The 14,127-nt window shown below is 68.7% G+C and carries 14 protein-coding genes; 13 read left to right on the plus strand and 1 reads right to left on the minus strand.

Annotation, left to right across the window (positions count from 1 at the left end; genetic code table 11):
* Positions 1 to 208 precede the first annotated feature (208 nt).
* Together GV790_RS25195 and GV790_RS25200 are read left to right on the plus strand one after the other, a co-directional pair.
* Positions 209 to 1,024 carry a TetR/AcrR family transcriptional regulator gene (locus tag GV790_RS25195; protein WP_280211419.1) on the plus strand — a complete coding sequence of 272 codons (816 nt, stop codon included), beginning with the start codon at positions 209 to 211 and terminating at the stop codon, positions 1,022 to 1,024.
* A 70-nt stretch (positions 1,025 to 1,094) separates the two neighbouring features.
* Positions 1,095 to 2,606: a leucyl aminopeptidase gene (locus GV790_RS25200; protein WP_163816773.1), complete on the plus strand. Its 1,512-nt coding sequence runs from the start codon at positions 1,095 to 1,097 to the stop codon at positions 2,604 to 2,606.
* A 420-nt stretch (positions 2,607 to 3,026) separates the two neighbouring features.
* On the opposite strand, the gene GV790_RS25205 is transcribed toward GV790_RS25200, so the two are convergent.
* The gene (locus tag GV790_RS25205) at positions 3,027 to 3,380 is read right to left on the minus strand and encodes an oxidoreductase (RefSeq protein ID WP_375139424.1); all 354 of its coding nucleotides are present in this window, start codon (positions 3,378 to 3,380) and stop codon (positions 3,027 to 3,029) included.
* A gap of 296 nt (positions 3,381 to 3,676) precedes the next feature.
* Between GV790_RS25205 and sucB the strand changes: the two genes are divergently transcribed.
* From sucB to GV790_RS25255, 11 genes are all read left to right on the plus strand, one after another.
* Entirely contained in the window at positions 3,677 to 5,491 is a 1,815-nt protein-coding gene (sucB, locus tag GV790_RS25210; protein ID WP_163816775.1) for a 2-oxoglutarate dehydrogenase, E2 component, dihydrolipoamide succinyltransferase, read from the plus strand.
* A 15-nt stretch (positions 5,492 to 5,506) separates the two neighbouring features.
* A complete protein-coding gene (locus GV790_RS25215) occupies positions 5,507 to 6,409 on the plus strand; it encodes a TIGR01777 family oxidoreductase (protein WP_163816777.1) in 903 nt (300 codons plus the stop codon).
* A complete protein-coding gene (locus tag GV790_RS25220) occupies positions 6,406 to 6,993 on the plus strand; it encodes a GNAT family N-acetyltransferase (protein WP_163816779.1) in 588 nt (195 codons plus the stop codon). The genes GV790_RS25215 and GV790_RS25220 overlap by 4 nt, the downstream gene beginning before the upstream one ends.
* Before the next feature lie 10 nt (positions 6,994 to 7,003).
* The gene (lipB, locus tag GV790_RS25225; RefSeq protein ID WP_163816781.1) at positions 7,004 to 7,768 is read left to right on the plus strand and encodes a lipoyl(octanoyl) transferase LipB; all 765 of its coding nucleotides are present in this window, start codon (positions 7,004 to 7,006) and stop codon (positions 7,766 to 7,768) included.
* Entirely contained in the window at positions 7,765 to 8,781 is a 1,017-nt protein-coding gene (gene lipA, locus GV790_RS25230; RefSeq protein WP_163816783.1) for a lipoyl synthase, read from the plus strand. The genes lipB and lipA overlap by 4 nt, the downstream gene beginning before the upstream one ends.
* Before the next feature lie 60 nt (positions 8,782 to 8,841).
* A complete protein-coding gene (locus tag GV790_RS25235) occupies positions 8,842 to 9,780 on the plus strand; it encodes an SMP-30/gluconolactonase/LRE family protein (RefSeq protein ID WP_163816785.1) in 939 nt (312 codons plus the stop codon).
* A gap of 103 nt (positions 9,781 to 9,883) precedes the next feature.
* Positions 9,884 to 10,762, plus strand: coding sequence for an ABC transporter ATP-binding protein (locus tag GV790_RS25240; RefSeq protein ID WP_163816787.1), 879 nt, complete (start codon positions 9,884 to 9,886; stop codon positions 10,760 to 10,762).
* Positions 10,759 to 11,937: an ABC transporter permease gene (locus GV790_RS25245; RefSeq protein WP_163816790.1), complete on the plus strand. Its 1,179-nt coding sequence runs from the start codon at positions 10,759 to 10,761 to the stop codon at positions 11,935 to 11,937. Before GV790_RS25240 ends, GV790_RS25245 begins: the two co-directional genes overlap by 4 nt.
* A 225-nt stretch (positions 11,938 to 12,162) precedes the next feature.
* Complete coding sequence (locus tag GV790_RS31365) at positions 12,163 to 12,285, plus strand: hypothetical protein (protein ID WP_014350045.1); 123 nt, start codon at positions 12,163 to 12,165, stop codon at positions 12,283 to 12,285.
* Positions 12,286 to 12,596: 311 nt separating this feature from the next.
* Entirely contained in the window at positions 12,597 to 13,559 is a 963-nt protein-coding gene (locus GV790_RS25250) for an alpha/beta hydrolase (RefSeq protein ID WP_256673520.1), read from the plus strand.
* Positions 13,556 to 14,127 (plus strand): wax ester/triacylglycerol synthase domain-containing protein (locus GV790_RS25255; RefSeq protein WP_306043356.1); only part of this gene is annotated, 572 nt, incomplete at its 3' end. The genes GV790_RS25250 and GV790_RS25255, both read left to right, overlap by 4 nt.

Genomic DNA, 14,127 nt, shown 5'->3' on the forward strand with positions numbered 1-14,127 from the left:
ATCATTTCGTCACACTGCCTACTGTGTGGAAATGGCGGCTTCGACGACATCCGACGCCAGCACGCACCTAACGCGCAGGCCCGGCCGCGCACCATCCGCGCGCGGCCGAACCGATCGGACGACGGCAAGCGGCCCGCTCCCGAGGGCATCGGGCGGCGTTGCCGGGGCGATCACGGAACACGCCGACCGTGCGCCCTCGGACGCGTGCGTGACCTGCGGAGCTGCCCTCGCCCATCCGGCCCGCGGTCGCCGTCGCCGCTATTGCTCGCGCGCCTGCCAAGCCCGCGCCTACCGGGCGCGACGTGACGCGCTCACGTCGGCGCATCGGGCCGCACCCACCCGCCGCCGCGCCTCGGGCACACCGCTGACCGCCGTCACCATCGCCCGGACCGCGGTCGATCTGGCCGACCGGTTCGGCCTCGACGGCCTGTCCACTCGCCGGCTGGCCGGCGAACTCGGCGTTGCCACCGCCGCGCTGTACCGCCACTACGCCGACCGCGAGGCCCTCCTGGCCGCGATGACCGAACTGGTCTTGGCCGAGGTACCGCCCCCGCCACCGGAGCTGACCGGATGGCGCGAGCTCGTCGCTCATGAAGCACACCAGGAATGGCAGCTCTACCAGCGTCATCCATGGTTGCTTCCGGTACTGGCGCGCACCAGGCCACCGGTCGGTCCCGCCCTGTTCGACATGCTGGAGCGCACGTTCAGCGCGCTGGACCAGCCGTCCATGACGCCGCACGAGATCCTGTCGATCTACCTCGCCCTATCCGGCGTGGTGCAGGGCATCGCGCTGATGTGGAGTGCGGAGTACGTCGAACGCGCGCTGGACCCGGATGCCCATCCCGCTGAGCAGGTGCACGCCGACGTGGCCGAGCTGCTCGATCCGGCCGCACGCCCGGTGATGCACAAGCTGTTCGGCGACACGGGTCCCCCCGATATCGATTTCGACGGCGTGATCGAGGCGGGCATCGACCTGCTGCTCGATGGTGTCGCCGCCCGGTACCGGCGAAACTCCGCGCCCTGACCCGCGCCGCTGCCGTGGATTCGCCCGAGGTCGCGCTCGCCGATCGAGGCGCCGCCGCTAGCCTGAGGCCATGACCGCTGTCGCTGATCGCCCGCTGGGCCCCGAACTGCATCGCACCGAATCCATCGGCCCCGACACCGATGTCCTCGTCATCGGGCTGACGTCCTCCGAGGATGGTCCGGCCATCGTGCCCGAGGTCCTGTTCAGTGACGTGCTCGGTCCCGAGGTGCGCGCGGAACTGCTCGACCAGCTCGGCGCCGTCGGCGCCAAGGGCAAGGCCGAGGAGCTCACCCGCATTCCCGCGCCCGCCGCGCTCGACAACGTCACCAGCGTGCTCGCCGTCGGTCTCGGCAGCCCCGACAAGCTCGACGCCGAGCAGATCCGCCGCTCGGCCGGTGTCGCCGCGCGTTCGCTGTCGGGCACCGAACTGGTGTCGACCACCCTGTCCGGGCTCGACCTCGCCGCCGCGGCGGAGGGCTTCTACCTGGGCGCCTACTCGTTCACCCCGTTCCGCTCGGACAAGACGGCACCCAAGCCCGACGAACGTCCGGTGGTGCGCGTCGAATTGCTGGTGCCCGACCCGGGTTTCGGCATCACCGAGTTGTTGCGCGCGCAGCTGGTGGCCGAAGCGGTCGCCACCGCACGCGATTTCGTCAACACCCCGCCCAGCCACCTCTACCCCGCCGAGTTCGCCGCGCGCGCCCAGGTGCTGGCCGAAGCCGCCGGGCTCGAGGTCGAGGTGCTCGACGAGAAGGCTTTGGAGGCAGGCGGTTACGGCGGCATCATCGGCGTCGGCAAGGGCTCCTCGCGCCCGCCGCGCCTGGTGCGGCTCACCTACGAGGGCGGCCCGAAGAAGGTCGCGCTGGTCGGTAAGGGCATCACCTTCGACACCGGCGGTATCTCTATCAAGCCGGCGCAGAACATGGAGAACATGACCTCGGACATGGCCGGCGCGGCCGCGGTCGTGGCCACCGCGCTGCTCGCGGCGCGGCTGAGCCTGCCGATCACCGTCACCGCGACCGTGCCGATGGCCGAGAACATGCCATCGGCCACCGCCCAGCGTCCCGGCGATGTGCTCACCCAGTACGGCGGCACCACGGTCGAGGTGATCAATACCGACGCCGAGGGCAGGCTCATCCTGGCCGACGCCATCGTCCGCGCCGGCGAGGACGAGCCGGACTACCTCATCGACGTCGCCACCCTCACCGGTGCGCAAATGGTCGCCCTCGGAACCCGCACCCCCGGCGTGATGGGCACCGACGATTTCCGCGATCGCGTCGCCCGCATCTCCCGCGAGGTCGGCGAGAACGGCTGGGCCATGCCGTTGCCCGCCGAACTGCGCTCGGACCTCAACTCCAAGGTCGCCGATCTGGCCAACGTCACCCCGCATCGGTGGGGCGGCATGCTCGCGGCCGGGCTGTACCTGAAGGAGTTCGTGCCGGAGGGGGTGCAGTGGGCGCACGTCGATATCGCGGGCCCGGCCTACAACACCGGCGGCCCGTTCGGCTACATCGGTAAGGGCGGCACCGGCGTTCCGGTCCGCACGCTCATCGCGGTGCTCGAGGACATCGCCGCGGAGTAGTGGGCACGACCTGCTGGGGCGGCGTCCCAGACGCACACGCCGCCCCGGTGGGTATGCCTTTCGCCCGCATTGGAGCGACAATTCAGCGACTTCGAGCGACAGTCACACGAGTTGTCGCTCAGATGCGGGCGAAACGTACTTCCTGCCCCAGCCGCGCGCAGCTCCCGGGCCGCCGATTAGGCGATCCTACTGGGACAGCACGGGAATCCTGGTCGCTTCGGTCCCCGGGAGCTACGTGGATCGACGGCCCCGCGCCCTGCCGGCACCCGGGCGACAGCCGGCCCCGCGACCAGTCGGCCCCTCGGACAACAGCCGATCCCACACCCTCCCGGCCCCTCGGACAACAGCCGATCCCACACCGTATCGGCCCCTCGGACACCGGCCGGTCCCCTGACCCACGCCCGTCAGCCGTGCACTCCGCTAGAGATCCTCGAGATCCCGTTCGATCTGACGTTTCCGCTCGATCCGCCGCCGCGCGTCGTAATCGCGCATCCGCTGCGGGTAACCGGTCTTGTGCACGTCGTAAACGGGAATACGCAGGTCGCGGGCGAGATTCCGGGCGCCGCGCTCACCGATGGCCCGGCGCGTCCATTCGCCGTCGGCGGCCACCAGCACCACGGTCACGTCGGTGATCGTCGTCTTCGGTTCGATGAAGCCCTCGACGCCGGTGTGAGTGCGTACCCACTCGGCCAGATAGCGGGCGTCATTTCCGTACCCGCGAGTAGCTTTCACCTGCTTGCGCGCACCCCGGCGGAAACGATCGAGCAAACCCACGCGCGCTGACCTCCTCGTCCCCCGCCGGAACCGTCGTTGTTACCGGTAAGTCCATATTGCCAGTTCCCGGCTGAGGGACGCCCTCTGCGACGTCGCGAGCCCATAAGTGCAAGGATGGTTCCCGGTACAAGAACCACACGGACCCCCGGAGCCACGCGCTGATCGATGAGCGCGGCACACAATGCCTGTGTCACGCACAATGATCGGTGGCCGGTAATTCGCCACGACCCGCGGCGAGCTACCACCGGGGTACGAACTGTTGTAGACCCGTCGAGCAGTCAGAGGAGTCAACGGACATGGCCTTCTCCGTCCAGATGCCCGCTCTTGGTGAGAGCGTCACCGAGGGAACGGTGACCAGGTGGCTGAAGCAGGAAGGAGACACGGTCGAGGTCGACGAGCCGCTGCTCGAAGTCTCCACCGATAAGGTCGACACCGAGATCCCGTCCCCCACGGCGGGTGTGCTGTCGAAGATCGTCGCCCAGGAAGATGATGTCGTCGAGGTCGGTGGCGAACTCGGCATCATCAGCGATGCGGGCGAGGCCGCCGCTCCGGCACCGGCCGAGGCCCCTGAGCCCGCCGCCGCCCCGGAACCGGCCCCCGAACCCGAGCCCGCCGCGCAGGCGCCGGCCGAGCAGGCTCCGGCCGAAGAGGCCCCGGCTCCCGCCGAACAGGCTCCCGCCGCGCAGACATCCGGCGACGCCGCCTCCGGCACCCCGGTGAACATGCCCGAACTCGGCGAATCCGTCACCGAGGGCACCGTCACCCGCTGGCTCAAGGCCGTCGGTGACGAGGTCGCCGTCGACGAGCCGCTGCTCGAGGTCTCCACCGACAAGGTCGACACCGAGATCCCGTCCCCGGTCGCGGGCACGCTGCTGGAGATCACCGCGCAGGAAGACGACACCGTCTCCGTCGGCGGACAGCTCGGCGTCATCGGCAGCGGTTCGCCCGCCGCCGCGCCGGCTCCGGCACCTGAGCCCAAGCCCGAACCCAAGCCCGAGCCTGCTCCGGCGGCTGCCGCCCCGCAGCCCGCACCGGCCCCGGCCCCGGCTCCCGAACCCAAGCCCGCACCGGCCCCGCAGCCCGCGCCGGCTCCGCAGCCCGCACCCGCCGCACAGCCCGCGCCCGCCCAGGCTCCCGCCGCCACGGCACCCGCCCCCGCCGGCAACGGCGCCACGCCGTACGTCACTCCGCTGGTGCGCAAGCTGGCCGAGGAGAACGGCGTGGACCTGTCCACGCTCACCGGTTCCGGTGTCGGTGGCCGCATCCGCAAGCAGGACGTGCTCGCCGCCGCCGAGGCGAAGAAGGCTCCGGCTCCGGCCGCCGCCGCACCCGCCAAGGCCGCTCCGGCCGCGAAGGCGCCCGCCGCCGCGAAGCCGGAACTGGCGCATCTGCGTGGCACCACTCAGAAGGCCAACCGGATCCGGCAGATCACCGCGACCAAGACGCGGGAATCGTTGCAGACCACCGCGCAGCTGACCCAGGTGCACGAGGCCGACGTCACCAAGATCGCGGCCCTGCGGGCGCAGGCCAAGGCCGCGTTCAAGGAGCGCGAGGGCGTCAACCTGACGTTCCTGCCGTTCTTCGCCAAGGCCGTGGTCGAGGCGCTCGGTGTGCACCCGAACGTCAACGCCAGCTATGACGAGGGCACCAAGGAGATCACCTACCACGCCGCGGTGCACCTGGGCATCGCCGTGGACACCGAGCAGGGCCTGCTCTCCCCGGTGATCCACAACGCCAGCGACCTCTCGCTGGCGGGCCTCGCGCGCGCGATCGCCGATATCGCCGATCGTGCCCGCAACGGTGGTCTCAAGCCCGATGAGCTGGCCGGCGGCACCTTCACCATCACCAACATCGGCAGCCAGGGCGCGCTGTTCGACACCCCGATCCTGGTTCCGCCGCAGGCGGCCATGCTCGGCACGGGTGCGATCGTCAAGCGTCCGGTCGTGGTCACCGACGAGACCGGCAACGAGTCGATCGGCGTGCGCTCCATGTGCTACCTGCCGCTGACCTACGATCACCGCCTCATCGACGGTGCCGACGCGGGCCGATTCCTCACCACGATCCGGCATCGGCTCGAAGAGGCGGCGTTCGAGGCTGACCTCGGCCTGTAACCGGGAAGGTCACGCATGAAGGTCGTGATCGCCGGTTCGTCCGGATTGATCGGGACGGCGCTCGTCGCGGCATTGCGCCGCGACGGGCACCAGGTCGTCCGCTTGGTGCGCCGTCCGGCCGCCGCGGCGGACGAGTACGTGTGGGATCCAGCCCGCGCCGATCTGGACGAGCAGGCGTTACGCGGCGCCGATGCCGTGGTGAACCTGTGCGGGGCGAGCATCGGCACCCGCCGCTGGACCGGCAGCTACAAACAGGAGCTGCGCGACAGCCGGATCACCCCGACCGACGTGCTGGCCGCCGCCATCGCCTCCGCCGGGGTGCCGGTGCTGATCAACGCCAGCGGCGTGCACATCTACGGCGGCGAGACCGGCGACCGCGTGGTGGAGGAATCCACCCCGCCGGGCACCGGTTTCCTGGCCACCCTGTGCCGGGATTGGGAAGCCGCGACGCTGCCGGCCAGCGCCGCGGGCACCCGCACCGTGCTGTTGCGCAGCGCGGTGGTGCTGGCCCGCAACGGCGGCATGCTCGGCATGCTGAAACCGCTGTACCAGCTCGGGCTGGGTGGGCGGCTCGGCAACGGGCGCCAGTACACGCCGTGGATCTCGCTGGACGACGAGATCGGCGCGATCCTGTTCGCACTGACCAACGACGCGATCTCGGGGCCGATCAACTCCGTGGGCCCCGCGCCGGTGACCAATGCCGAGTTCAATCGCGCGTTCGGCCGCGCGGTGCACCGGCCCACACCGCTGGTGGTCCCCGCGTTCGCGCTGCGCGCGGTCCTCGGCGAATTCGCGCAAGAGGGAATCCTGCACGGCCCGCGCGCGATTCCCACCGTGTTGGAGGCGGCGGGATATCAGTTCCAGCACCCCACCATCGGTGCGGCGCTCGCGGCGGCGGTAGGCGGTAACCACCGATGACGCTGGACACGCGCTCTGCCACCGTCATCCGCGACGCCACCGACGGTGACCTGCTGGCGATCCTCGATATCCACAATCGCGCCATCGCCGAAACCACCGCGATCTGGGACGAGGAACTGGTCGGCCTCGACAACCGGCGGGCCTGGCTGCGCGAGCGCACCGAGGCCGGGCGTCCGGTGCTGATCGCCGAGGTCGACGGCGAACTGGCCGGTTACGCCAGTTACGGAACGTGGCGGCCGAAGTCCGGATACCGGCACACCGTGGAGAATTCGGTGTACGTCGCCGACCGTTTTCATCGCCGCGGTATCGCTTCGGCGCTGCTCACCGAGCTGATCGCGCGAGCGCGCGCCGCGGGCGACGTACACGTCATGGTGGCGGCCATCGAGGCGGGCAACACCGGTTCGATCGCGCTGCACGAGCGTTTCGGCTTCCGCACCGTCGGCGTGCTGCCACAGGTCGGCATCAAGTTCGGCCGCTGGCTGGACCTCACCCTCATGCAACTGACGATCGGTCTCGGCGATCCCGCGTCGTGGCCCGCCGGCAGCGACGACACGCCCGCGTCCGACCCACAGCGACTGGCGTAACGTCGTGACCGTGAACCACACGCGCTCCGTCACCCGGTCGGCTCGCTTCGACACCACACCCGTCGTCGTCGAGAACCTGGGACTCATCGACTACCACCAGGCCTGGGATCGCCAACGCGAGATCGCCGCCCAGCGCGCCGAGGGAATCGGCGCCGATCATCTGCTGCTGCTGGAACACCCGTCGGTGTTCACCGCGGGCCGCCGCACCGAAGCCGAGGACCTGCCCATCGACGGCAGCCCGGTGGTCGAGGTGGACCGCGGCGGCAAGATCACCTGGCACGGGCCCGGACAGCTGGTCGGTTATCCGATCATCCGGCTCGCCGAGCCCGTCGACGTCGTCGACTACGTGCGTCGCCTGGAAGAAGCGCTCATTACCGTGTGCACCGGTCTCGGCGTCACCTGCGGCCGCGTCGAGGGCCGCTCCGGGGTCTGGTTGCCGGCCGCGGGCCCGCTCGCCGAACGCAAGATCGCCGCCATCGGTGTGCGCGTGCAGCGGGGCGTGGCCCTGCACGGCATCTCGCTCAACTGCAATTCCGGGATGGAAGGGTTCAGCGCGATCATCCCGTGCGGCATCCGCGACGCCGGCGTCACCACCCTCTCGCGCGAGCTCGGCCGCGACGTCACGGTCGACGAGGTGCGCCCGCTGGTGGCCGAGGCGATTGTTGCCGCGTTGAACGGAGAAATTCCCGTTCAGTCGCACGATATCGAACATCTCACACCCGGGGATACGGCAGGCGCATCCGCCGATCCCACCGGCGTAAGGTCGAACTCGTGACCTCAGCACAAGCACCGGCAGGCCGAAAGCTGCTGCGCATCGAGGCGCGCAACGCGGAGACCCCGATCGAGCGCAAGCCCAAATGGATCCGCACCCGCGCCACCATGGGCCCCGAATACTCCGAGCTCAAGGGCTTGGTGAAACGCGAAGGCCTGCACACCGTCTGCGAAGAAGCCGGCTGTCCGAACATCTTCGAATGCTGGGAAGATCGCGAAGCCACCTTCCTCATCGGCGGTGAACAGTGCACCCGCCGCTGCGATTTCTGCCAGATCGATACCGGCAAGCCGGCCGCACTGGACCGCGACGAGCCCCGCCGCGTCGCCGAGAGCGTGCAGGCCATGGGGCTGCGCTACTCCACCATCACCGGCGTCGCCCGCGACGACCTCGATGACGGCGGGGCCTGGCTCTACGCCGAAACCGTGCGCGCCATCAAGGCGTTGAACCCCAACACCGGCGTCGAACTGCTGATCCCCGATTTCAACGCCAAGCCCGATCAGCTCGCCGAGGTCTTCTCCTCGCGCCCGGAGGTGCTGGCGCACAACCTGGAAACCGTGCCACGCGTGTTCAAGCGCATCCGCCCGGCCTTCCGCTACGAGCGTTCGCTGGAAGTGCTCACCGCTGCCCGCGAGGCCGGCCTGGTCACCAAGTCCAACCTGATCCTCGGCATGGGCGAGACCCCTGACGAGGTCACCCAGGCCATGCGCGACCTGCACGAAGCCGGCTGCGACATCCTCACCATCACCCAGTACCTGCGCCCCTCCCCTCGGCACCATCCCGTCGACCGGTGGGTGAAGCCGGAAGAGTTCGTGGAGCACTCGAAGGTGGCCGAGGAGATCGGTTTCGCCGGCGTGATGGCGGGGCCGCTGGTGCGCTCGTCGTACCGGGCCGGGCGCCTGTACGCGCAGGCCATGGCGCATCACGGACGCGACATCGCGCCCGCGATGGCCCATCTCGCCGACGAAGGTACGGCCTCGCAGGAAGCCAGCTCCGTACTGGCGCGCTTCGGCAGCTGACCAGCTCCGCGAACTGCGAAAACTCCGTCGAGCGCGGGTGCCCTGTGATGGGATGTCCCCATGAAGACACTCGCAGCGGGTATGGCAATCGTCTCGGCCGCGATGTTCTCCACTCTCGCGGCAGGGAGCGCGCAGGCGGCGCCGATCTGTCCCGGCGCCGGGCAACCGACGTCGGTAGCGGCCTCGGTGCCTGGCGCGCTGGAGGGCTTGACGGTCGACGATCGCGGCCGTGCGTTCACCACAGACCTCAACACCGGGCGCGTCTACCGGATCGACGCTCCGGGCGCCCCGGCCGTCCCGATCGCGACCGTGCCCAGCGGCGGAGCGGGCGCCTTGGCCTGGACCCCGCGCGGCACCCTGCTCGTGGGCTACGGCGCTGACGCTCGAGTCGCGCTCGGCGATACCCTCCGCAACGCAGGCATCGTCGAAATGGACCCGAACACCGGCGCATTCACCCCGTTCGCCGCGGGCCTCAGCGCCGCCAACGGCATGGCCACCGCACGCGACGGCAGCGTCTACGCCACCAACGACTTCGGTTCGCTGATCGGCAAAGTCCATCCGAACCGCGCGGTCCAACCCGACTGGGCCTCCTTCCCGAGCGCGAACGGCGCCGTCCTCGGCCGCAACGACGAATTCCTCTACGTCGGTCGCACTTTCGCCAACCCCGGCGTCAGCCGGATCCCGGTCGCCAACCCCGCGGCCCCGCAATCCCTGCTCGACCTCACCGGCGCGGACGCGCTCTCCGCTCCCGACGGACTGACCCTGGATTCGGCCGACCGTCCGGTCGTCCCGCTGAACACCGCGGGCCAGGTCATCCGCATCGATGCCCCGAACCAGTACTGCATCCTGAGCACCGGCAACCCCCTCACCAGCGTCGTCACCTACGGCCGCGGCAGCCAAGGCTTCTCCACCGGCCGCCTCTTCGCCGCAACCTTCACCGGCGTGATCTACGAAATCCCCGGCGGCTTCGACCCGAATGCCCGCACCGCGGCTCCCTAACGGGCGTGGCCAGACTTCCAGCGCCGGGTACACCAGATCCACCCAGTACTCTCGAATTCGGAGTTCGTAGCGCCACAACCGGACGACGAAGTGGGGATCCCAGATGCTGGAAGTCGCACACCTGGTGCGCAGATTCGGCGACAACACCGCCGTAGACGACGTCTCCTTCGCCGTCGCCCCGGGAACGATGACCGGCTTCGTCGGCGCCAACGGCGCGGGCAAAACGACCACGATGCGGATGATCATGGGCGTCCTCGCGGCGCATGGCGGCGAGATCACCTGGAACGGCCGCCCGGTCACCGCCGATGATCGCCGTACGTTCGGCTACATGCCGGAGGAACGCGGCCTCTACCCGAAACAGCCGGTGCGCGATCAACTCGTCTACCTGGCCCGACTGCGCGGCCTTTCCCCCTCCGAAGCCAGACACCAGGCCGCCGACCTGCTGGAACGGTTCTCCCTCCAGGATCGCGGCACCGACAAACTCGAATCGCTGTCACTCGGCAACCAGCAGCGCGTCCAGATCGCGGCCGCCCTCATCGCCCATCCCACCGCGCTGATCCTCGACGAACCGTTCTCCGGTTTGGATCCGGTCGCCGTCGACGCCATGGCCGACCTGCTGGGACAGTACGCCGCACGCGGCGTGCCGGTGCTGTTCTCCTCACACCAACTCGACCTGGTGGAGCGGCTCTGCGACCACCTGGTCATCCTCGCGAACGGCCGCGTCGTCGCCGACGGTTCGGCCGAGCAGCTGCGCGCCGCCGGTCCGGTCCGGCATCGGCTGCGGATCAGCGGTGACACCGGCTGGCTGCACGAACTCGGCGGCGTCCGAGTGGTGGAGAGCAACGCCTCGACCGCCCTGCTGGAGCTGGACGGCATCAGCACCGACGCGCTGCTCACCGAAGCCCTCACCCGCGGCTCGGTGCACGAACTGGCCGAGGTCCGACCGTCCGTTGCCGAGATCTTCCGCGAGGTGACCGCATGAGCACCGCACCCCGACGCGCCTGGCTGATCGTCGCGCAGCGCGAGATCGCGGTGAAACTGCGCGACCGGAACTTCCTGATCTCCACCGTCATCACCATCGTGGCGATCGTCGCATCGCTGGCCGTCAGCGGTTTCCTGTCCAGCCGCACCGACAAGATCGATGTGGCGATCCTCGATCCCGCTGCCGGCCAGGTGATCAGCACCGCCGATGTCATCGCCGAACACGCCGACGCCGACGTCGATTTCACCGCGCACCGCGTCGCCGACGAGGCCGCGCTCGAACAGCAGGTGCGCGACGGCACTGTCGACGCGGGCCTGGTGGCCGATCCCGGCGGCTGGCGACTGATCGGCGACACCTCCGAAAACGACGACGTCAAGACCTACGTCACGGCCGCCGCCCAGCAGATCGCGTTGGAGCACAACGCCACCGCCGCCGGGGTCACGCTCGAACAACTCGCCCGCGGCAGCGCCGTCAGCTACGACCTACTCGACGAGGCGGCCGTCGATGCCGGGCTCGCCACCATCGTCGCGATCGTGTTCGCGTTCCTGTTCTATCTGTCGTCGATCCTGTTCGGCATGTCCATCGCGCAGAGTGTGGTGGAGGAGAAGCAGAATCGCATCGTCGAGATCCTCGCCAGCGCTATCCCGGTCCGCCAGTTGCTGATCGGCAAGGTCGCGGGCAACACCGTGCTGGCGTTTGCCCAGCTCACCCTGTTCGTCGTCGCCGGCCTGATCGGTTTGGCCGCCACCGGCCGCGCCGGTCAGGTGGGGCAGATCGCCGGTGCCGCGGGCTGGTTCGTCGTCTTCTTCGTCGTCGGATTCCTCGCACTGGCCGGGCTGTGGGCGGTGGCCGGCTCGTTGGCCACCCGCAGTGAGGATCTCCAGTCCACGGCCACGCCGATGACCATGTTCGTCATGATCGTGTTGTTTGCTGGAATTTTCCTGTCTGGTACAGCGCGTGTCGTGGCGTCCTATGTGCCCATCGTGTCGATCGTCGCGATGCCCGCCCGGCTCGCCGAGGGCACCGCCTCGTGGTGGGAACCCATGGTCGCTTTGGCCCTGATGGCAGTCGCCACCTACGGCATCGTGCTCGTCGCCGAGAAGGTCTACCGACGCTCCCTGATGCAGACCCAGCGCCGCCTCACCTTCCGTCAGGCCCTCGCCGTCGAGGACTGATCCCCTTCGCCGCCCCCAATTCCAGGGGCGTGACCTGCGTTTCAGCTGGCTGAGCGGCCTTTACATCCCATGACCCGACAAAGTGTGAAACAACCCCTTGTCAACACAAACGGTCGCTTGCTATGTTGCCCACGTCACAGTAGAGACCCTTACGTGACCTACCTCTCGGTTCCGTTCGTCCTGCCCGAGAGGTTTCGCACCAAGTCTCAAAGAAGGAGATTCGCTATGGGTTCGCTCAGCGACCTGCTCGGCGCATTGATTCCCGCACTCGGCTCGGCCGTGGCCGGCGACGGCCTGCTCGACGTCTTCCTCGGTTCGCTCGAGGGCCTCAAGACCTTCATCGCCTGACAACCGGGCATTTCACCCCCCGGGTCCATTGGACTCGATCTTTACGAACGCTAGGAGAAGACCATGGGATCGCTCATCGACATTCTGGGCATGGGTACCGCGAGCCTCGGCGAGCACGGCACCAATATCGTGAACGCGCTGATCACCCTGAGCGGTGGCACGCCCGCCCCCGGCAAGTAATCCCCAGGCAACGATCCGGGGGCGCCCGCATACGCGGGTGCCCCCGATCTTCATGTGATCGGTAGTTGACGATGAATCTTGGCAGGTTGCGCGGAATCACCTCGGCCGCTTGCGCTTTCGCATTGATGTCGATGACCGTCGGTGCGACGACGGCGTCCGCCGATCCGGGCGCGGTGGTGGTGAGTCAATCCGCCGGCGTCGGTCAGCTGGTCGAGATCAAGGTCTTCGCACCGTCCATGCAGCGCTCGATCGCGTTGAAAGTGCTGCGCCCCCGCGACACTCACACTCCCGCGCCGACCCTCTACCTGCTCAACGGCGCGGGCGGCGGCGAGGACGCGGCGAACTGGTTCGGCCAAACCGACGCCGTCGAATTCTTCGCCGACAAGCACGTCAACGTCGTCATCCCGATGGAAGGCGCGTTCAGCTACTACACCGATTGGCTGAACCCCGACGAGGGCCTCGCCGAAACCCTGGAGAACAACGGCCGCAACATGTGGGCCACCTTCCTCACCGAAGAGCTTCCCCCCGTGATCGATTCGACCTTCGGCACCACCGGCGTCAACGCCCTCGCCGGCATCTCCATGGCAGGCACCTCGGTCCTCGACCTCACCATCCAATCGCCCACCCTCTACCGCAGCGCCGCGGCCTACAGCGGCTGCGCGATGACCAGCGACCCCATCGGCCAGGCCTTCGTCAAAACCGTGATCGACATGGGCGGCGGCGAGGCCGAGAACATGTGGGGCCCCTTCGACAGCGACCAGTGGCGCGAGCACGACCCCTACCTGCAAGCCCACCGCCTGCCGAACATCCCCATGTACATCTCCAGCGGCAGCGGCTTCCCCGGCATCCACGACACCCTCGCCAACGCCCGCCTCGACAACGACACCCGCAAACTCCTCAACCAAACCCTCGTCGGCGGCACCATCGAAGCCGCAACCAACTTCTGCACCACCCGCCTGGCCCAGCGGACTGCCGAACTGGGCCGCACCAACATCACCTACAACATCCGGCCGATGGGCACGCACTCCTGGGGTTACTGGCAGGACGACCTGCACGATTCTTGGCCGATGATCGCGGGGTCGCTCGGAATATGAGGCATCTGGTTCGAAACGCGCTCACCGGCTCGCCGCAGTCGGAGAGCGCCGAATTGCGCTTGGGCCCCGAGCAATTAGCCCCCCGCGATGCCGTTTTCGTCTATGACGAAACCGACCGCCACCTATCCAACATCATCGCCGTCTACGCCTTCACCGCCGCGGCGCCACTGACCTATGACCAGGTCACCGAATGGATGCGTGCCCGGCTCGGCCTGTCGAAGCTCTTCCACCGTCGGCTGCAACGTCTGCCCATGGATCTCGACCTGCCCTACTGGGTGCCCGACCCGATCCTCGACCTGAACGACCACGTCTTCCTCAGCACCCTGGAGACCTGGGCCGATGCCCGTCGCGCCATCGCCGACCTGACCTCCACCCGCATGGATCTCGCTCGCCCTCCGTGGGAGCTCCATGTCCTGGATCAAGTCCGCGACGTTCCCGGCCTATCCGGCGCGACCACCTTCGTCGTCCTGAAGTTCCACCACAGCGTCGGCGATGGCGTCGCCACCCGGGAACTCGAACTGAAACTCTTCGGCACCACACCCCCACCCCAGCCCGTCACTCTCAACCC

The organism is Nocardia cyriacigeorgica, assembly GCF_010858045.1.
GTDB lineage: Bacteria > Actinomycetota > Actinomycetes > Mycobacteriales > Mycobacteriaceae > Nocardia > Nocardia cyriacigeorgica_E.

Bases quoted from the DNA above. Each gene is read 5' to 3' on its own strand.
- GV790_RS31365 (WP_014350045.1), top strand. From the start codon at position 12,163: ATGGGTTCGCTCAGCGACCTGCTCGGCGCATTGATTCCCGCACTCGGC.
- GV790_RS25245 (WP_163816790.1), top strand. From the start codon at position 10,759: ATGAGCACCGCACCCCGACGCGCCTGGCTGATCGTCGCGCAGCGCGAG.
- sucB (WP_163816775.1), top strand. From the start codon at position 3,677: ATGGCCTTCTCCGTCCAGATGCCCGCTCTTGGTGAGAGCGTCACCGAG.
- GV790_RS25220 (WP_163816779.1), top strand. From the start codon at position 6,406: ATGACGCTGGACACGCGCTCTGCCACCGTCATCCGCGACGCCACCGAC.
- GV790_RS25200 (WP_163816773.1), top strand. From the start codon at position 1,095: ATGACCGCTGTCGCTGATCGCCCGCTGGGCCCCGAACTGCATCGCACC.
- GV790_RS25250 (WP_256673520.1), top strand. From the start codon at position 12,597: ATGACCGTCGGTGCGACGACGGCGTCCGCCGATCCGGGCGCGGTGGTG.
- GV790_RS25235 (WP_163816785.1), top strand. From the start codon at position 8,842: ATGAAGACACTCGCAGCGGGTATGGCAATCGTCTCGGCCGCGATGTTC.
- GV790_RS25240 (WP_163816787.1), top strand. From the start codon at position 9,884: ATGCTGGAAGTCGCACACCTGGTGCGCAGATTCGGCGACAACACCGCC.
- GV790_RS25215 (WP_163816777.1), top strand. From the start codon at position 5,507: ATGAAGGTCGTGATCGCCGGTTCGTCCGGATTGATCGGGACGGCGCTC.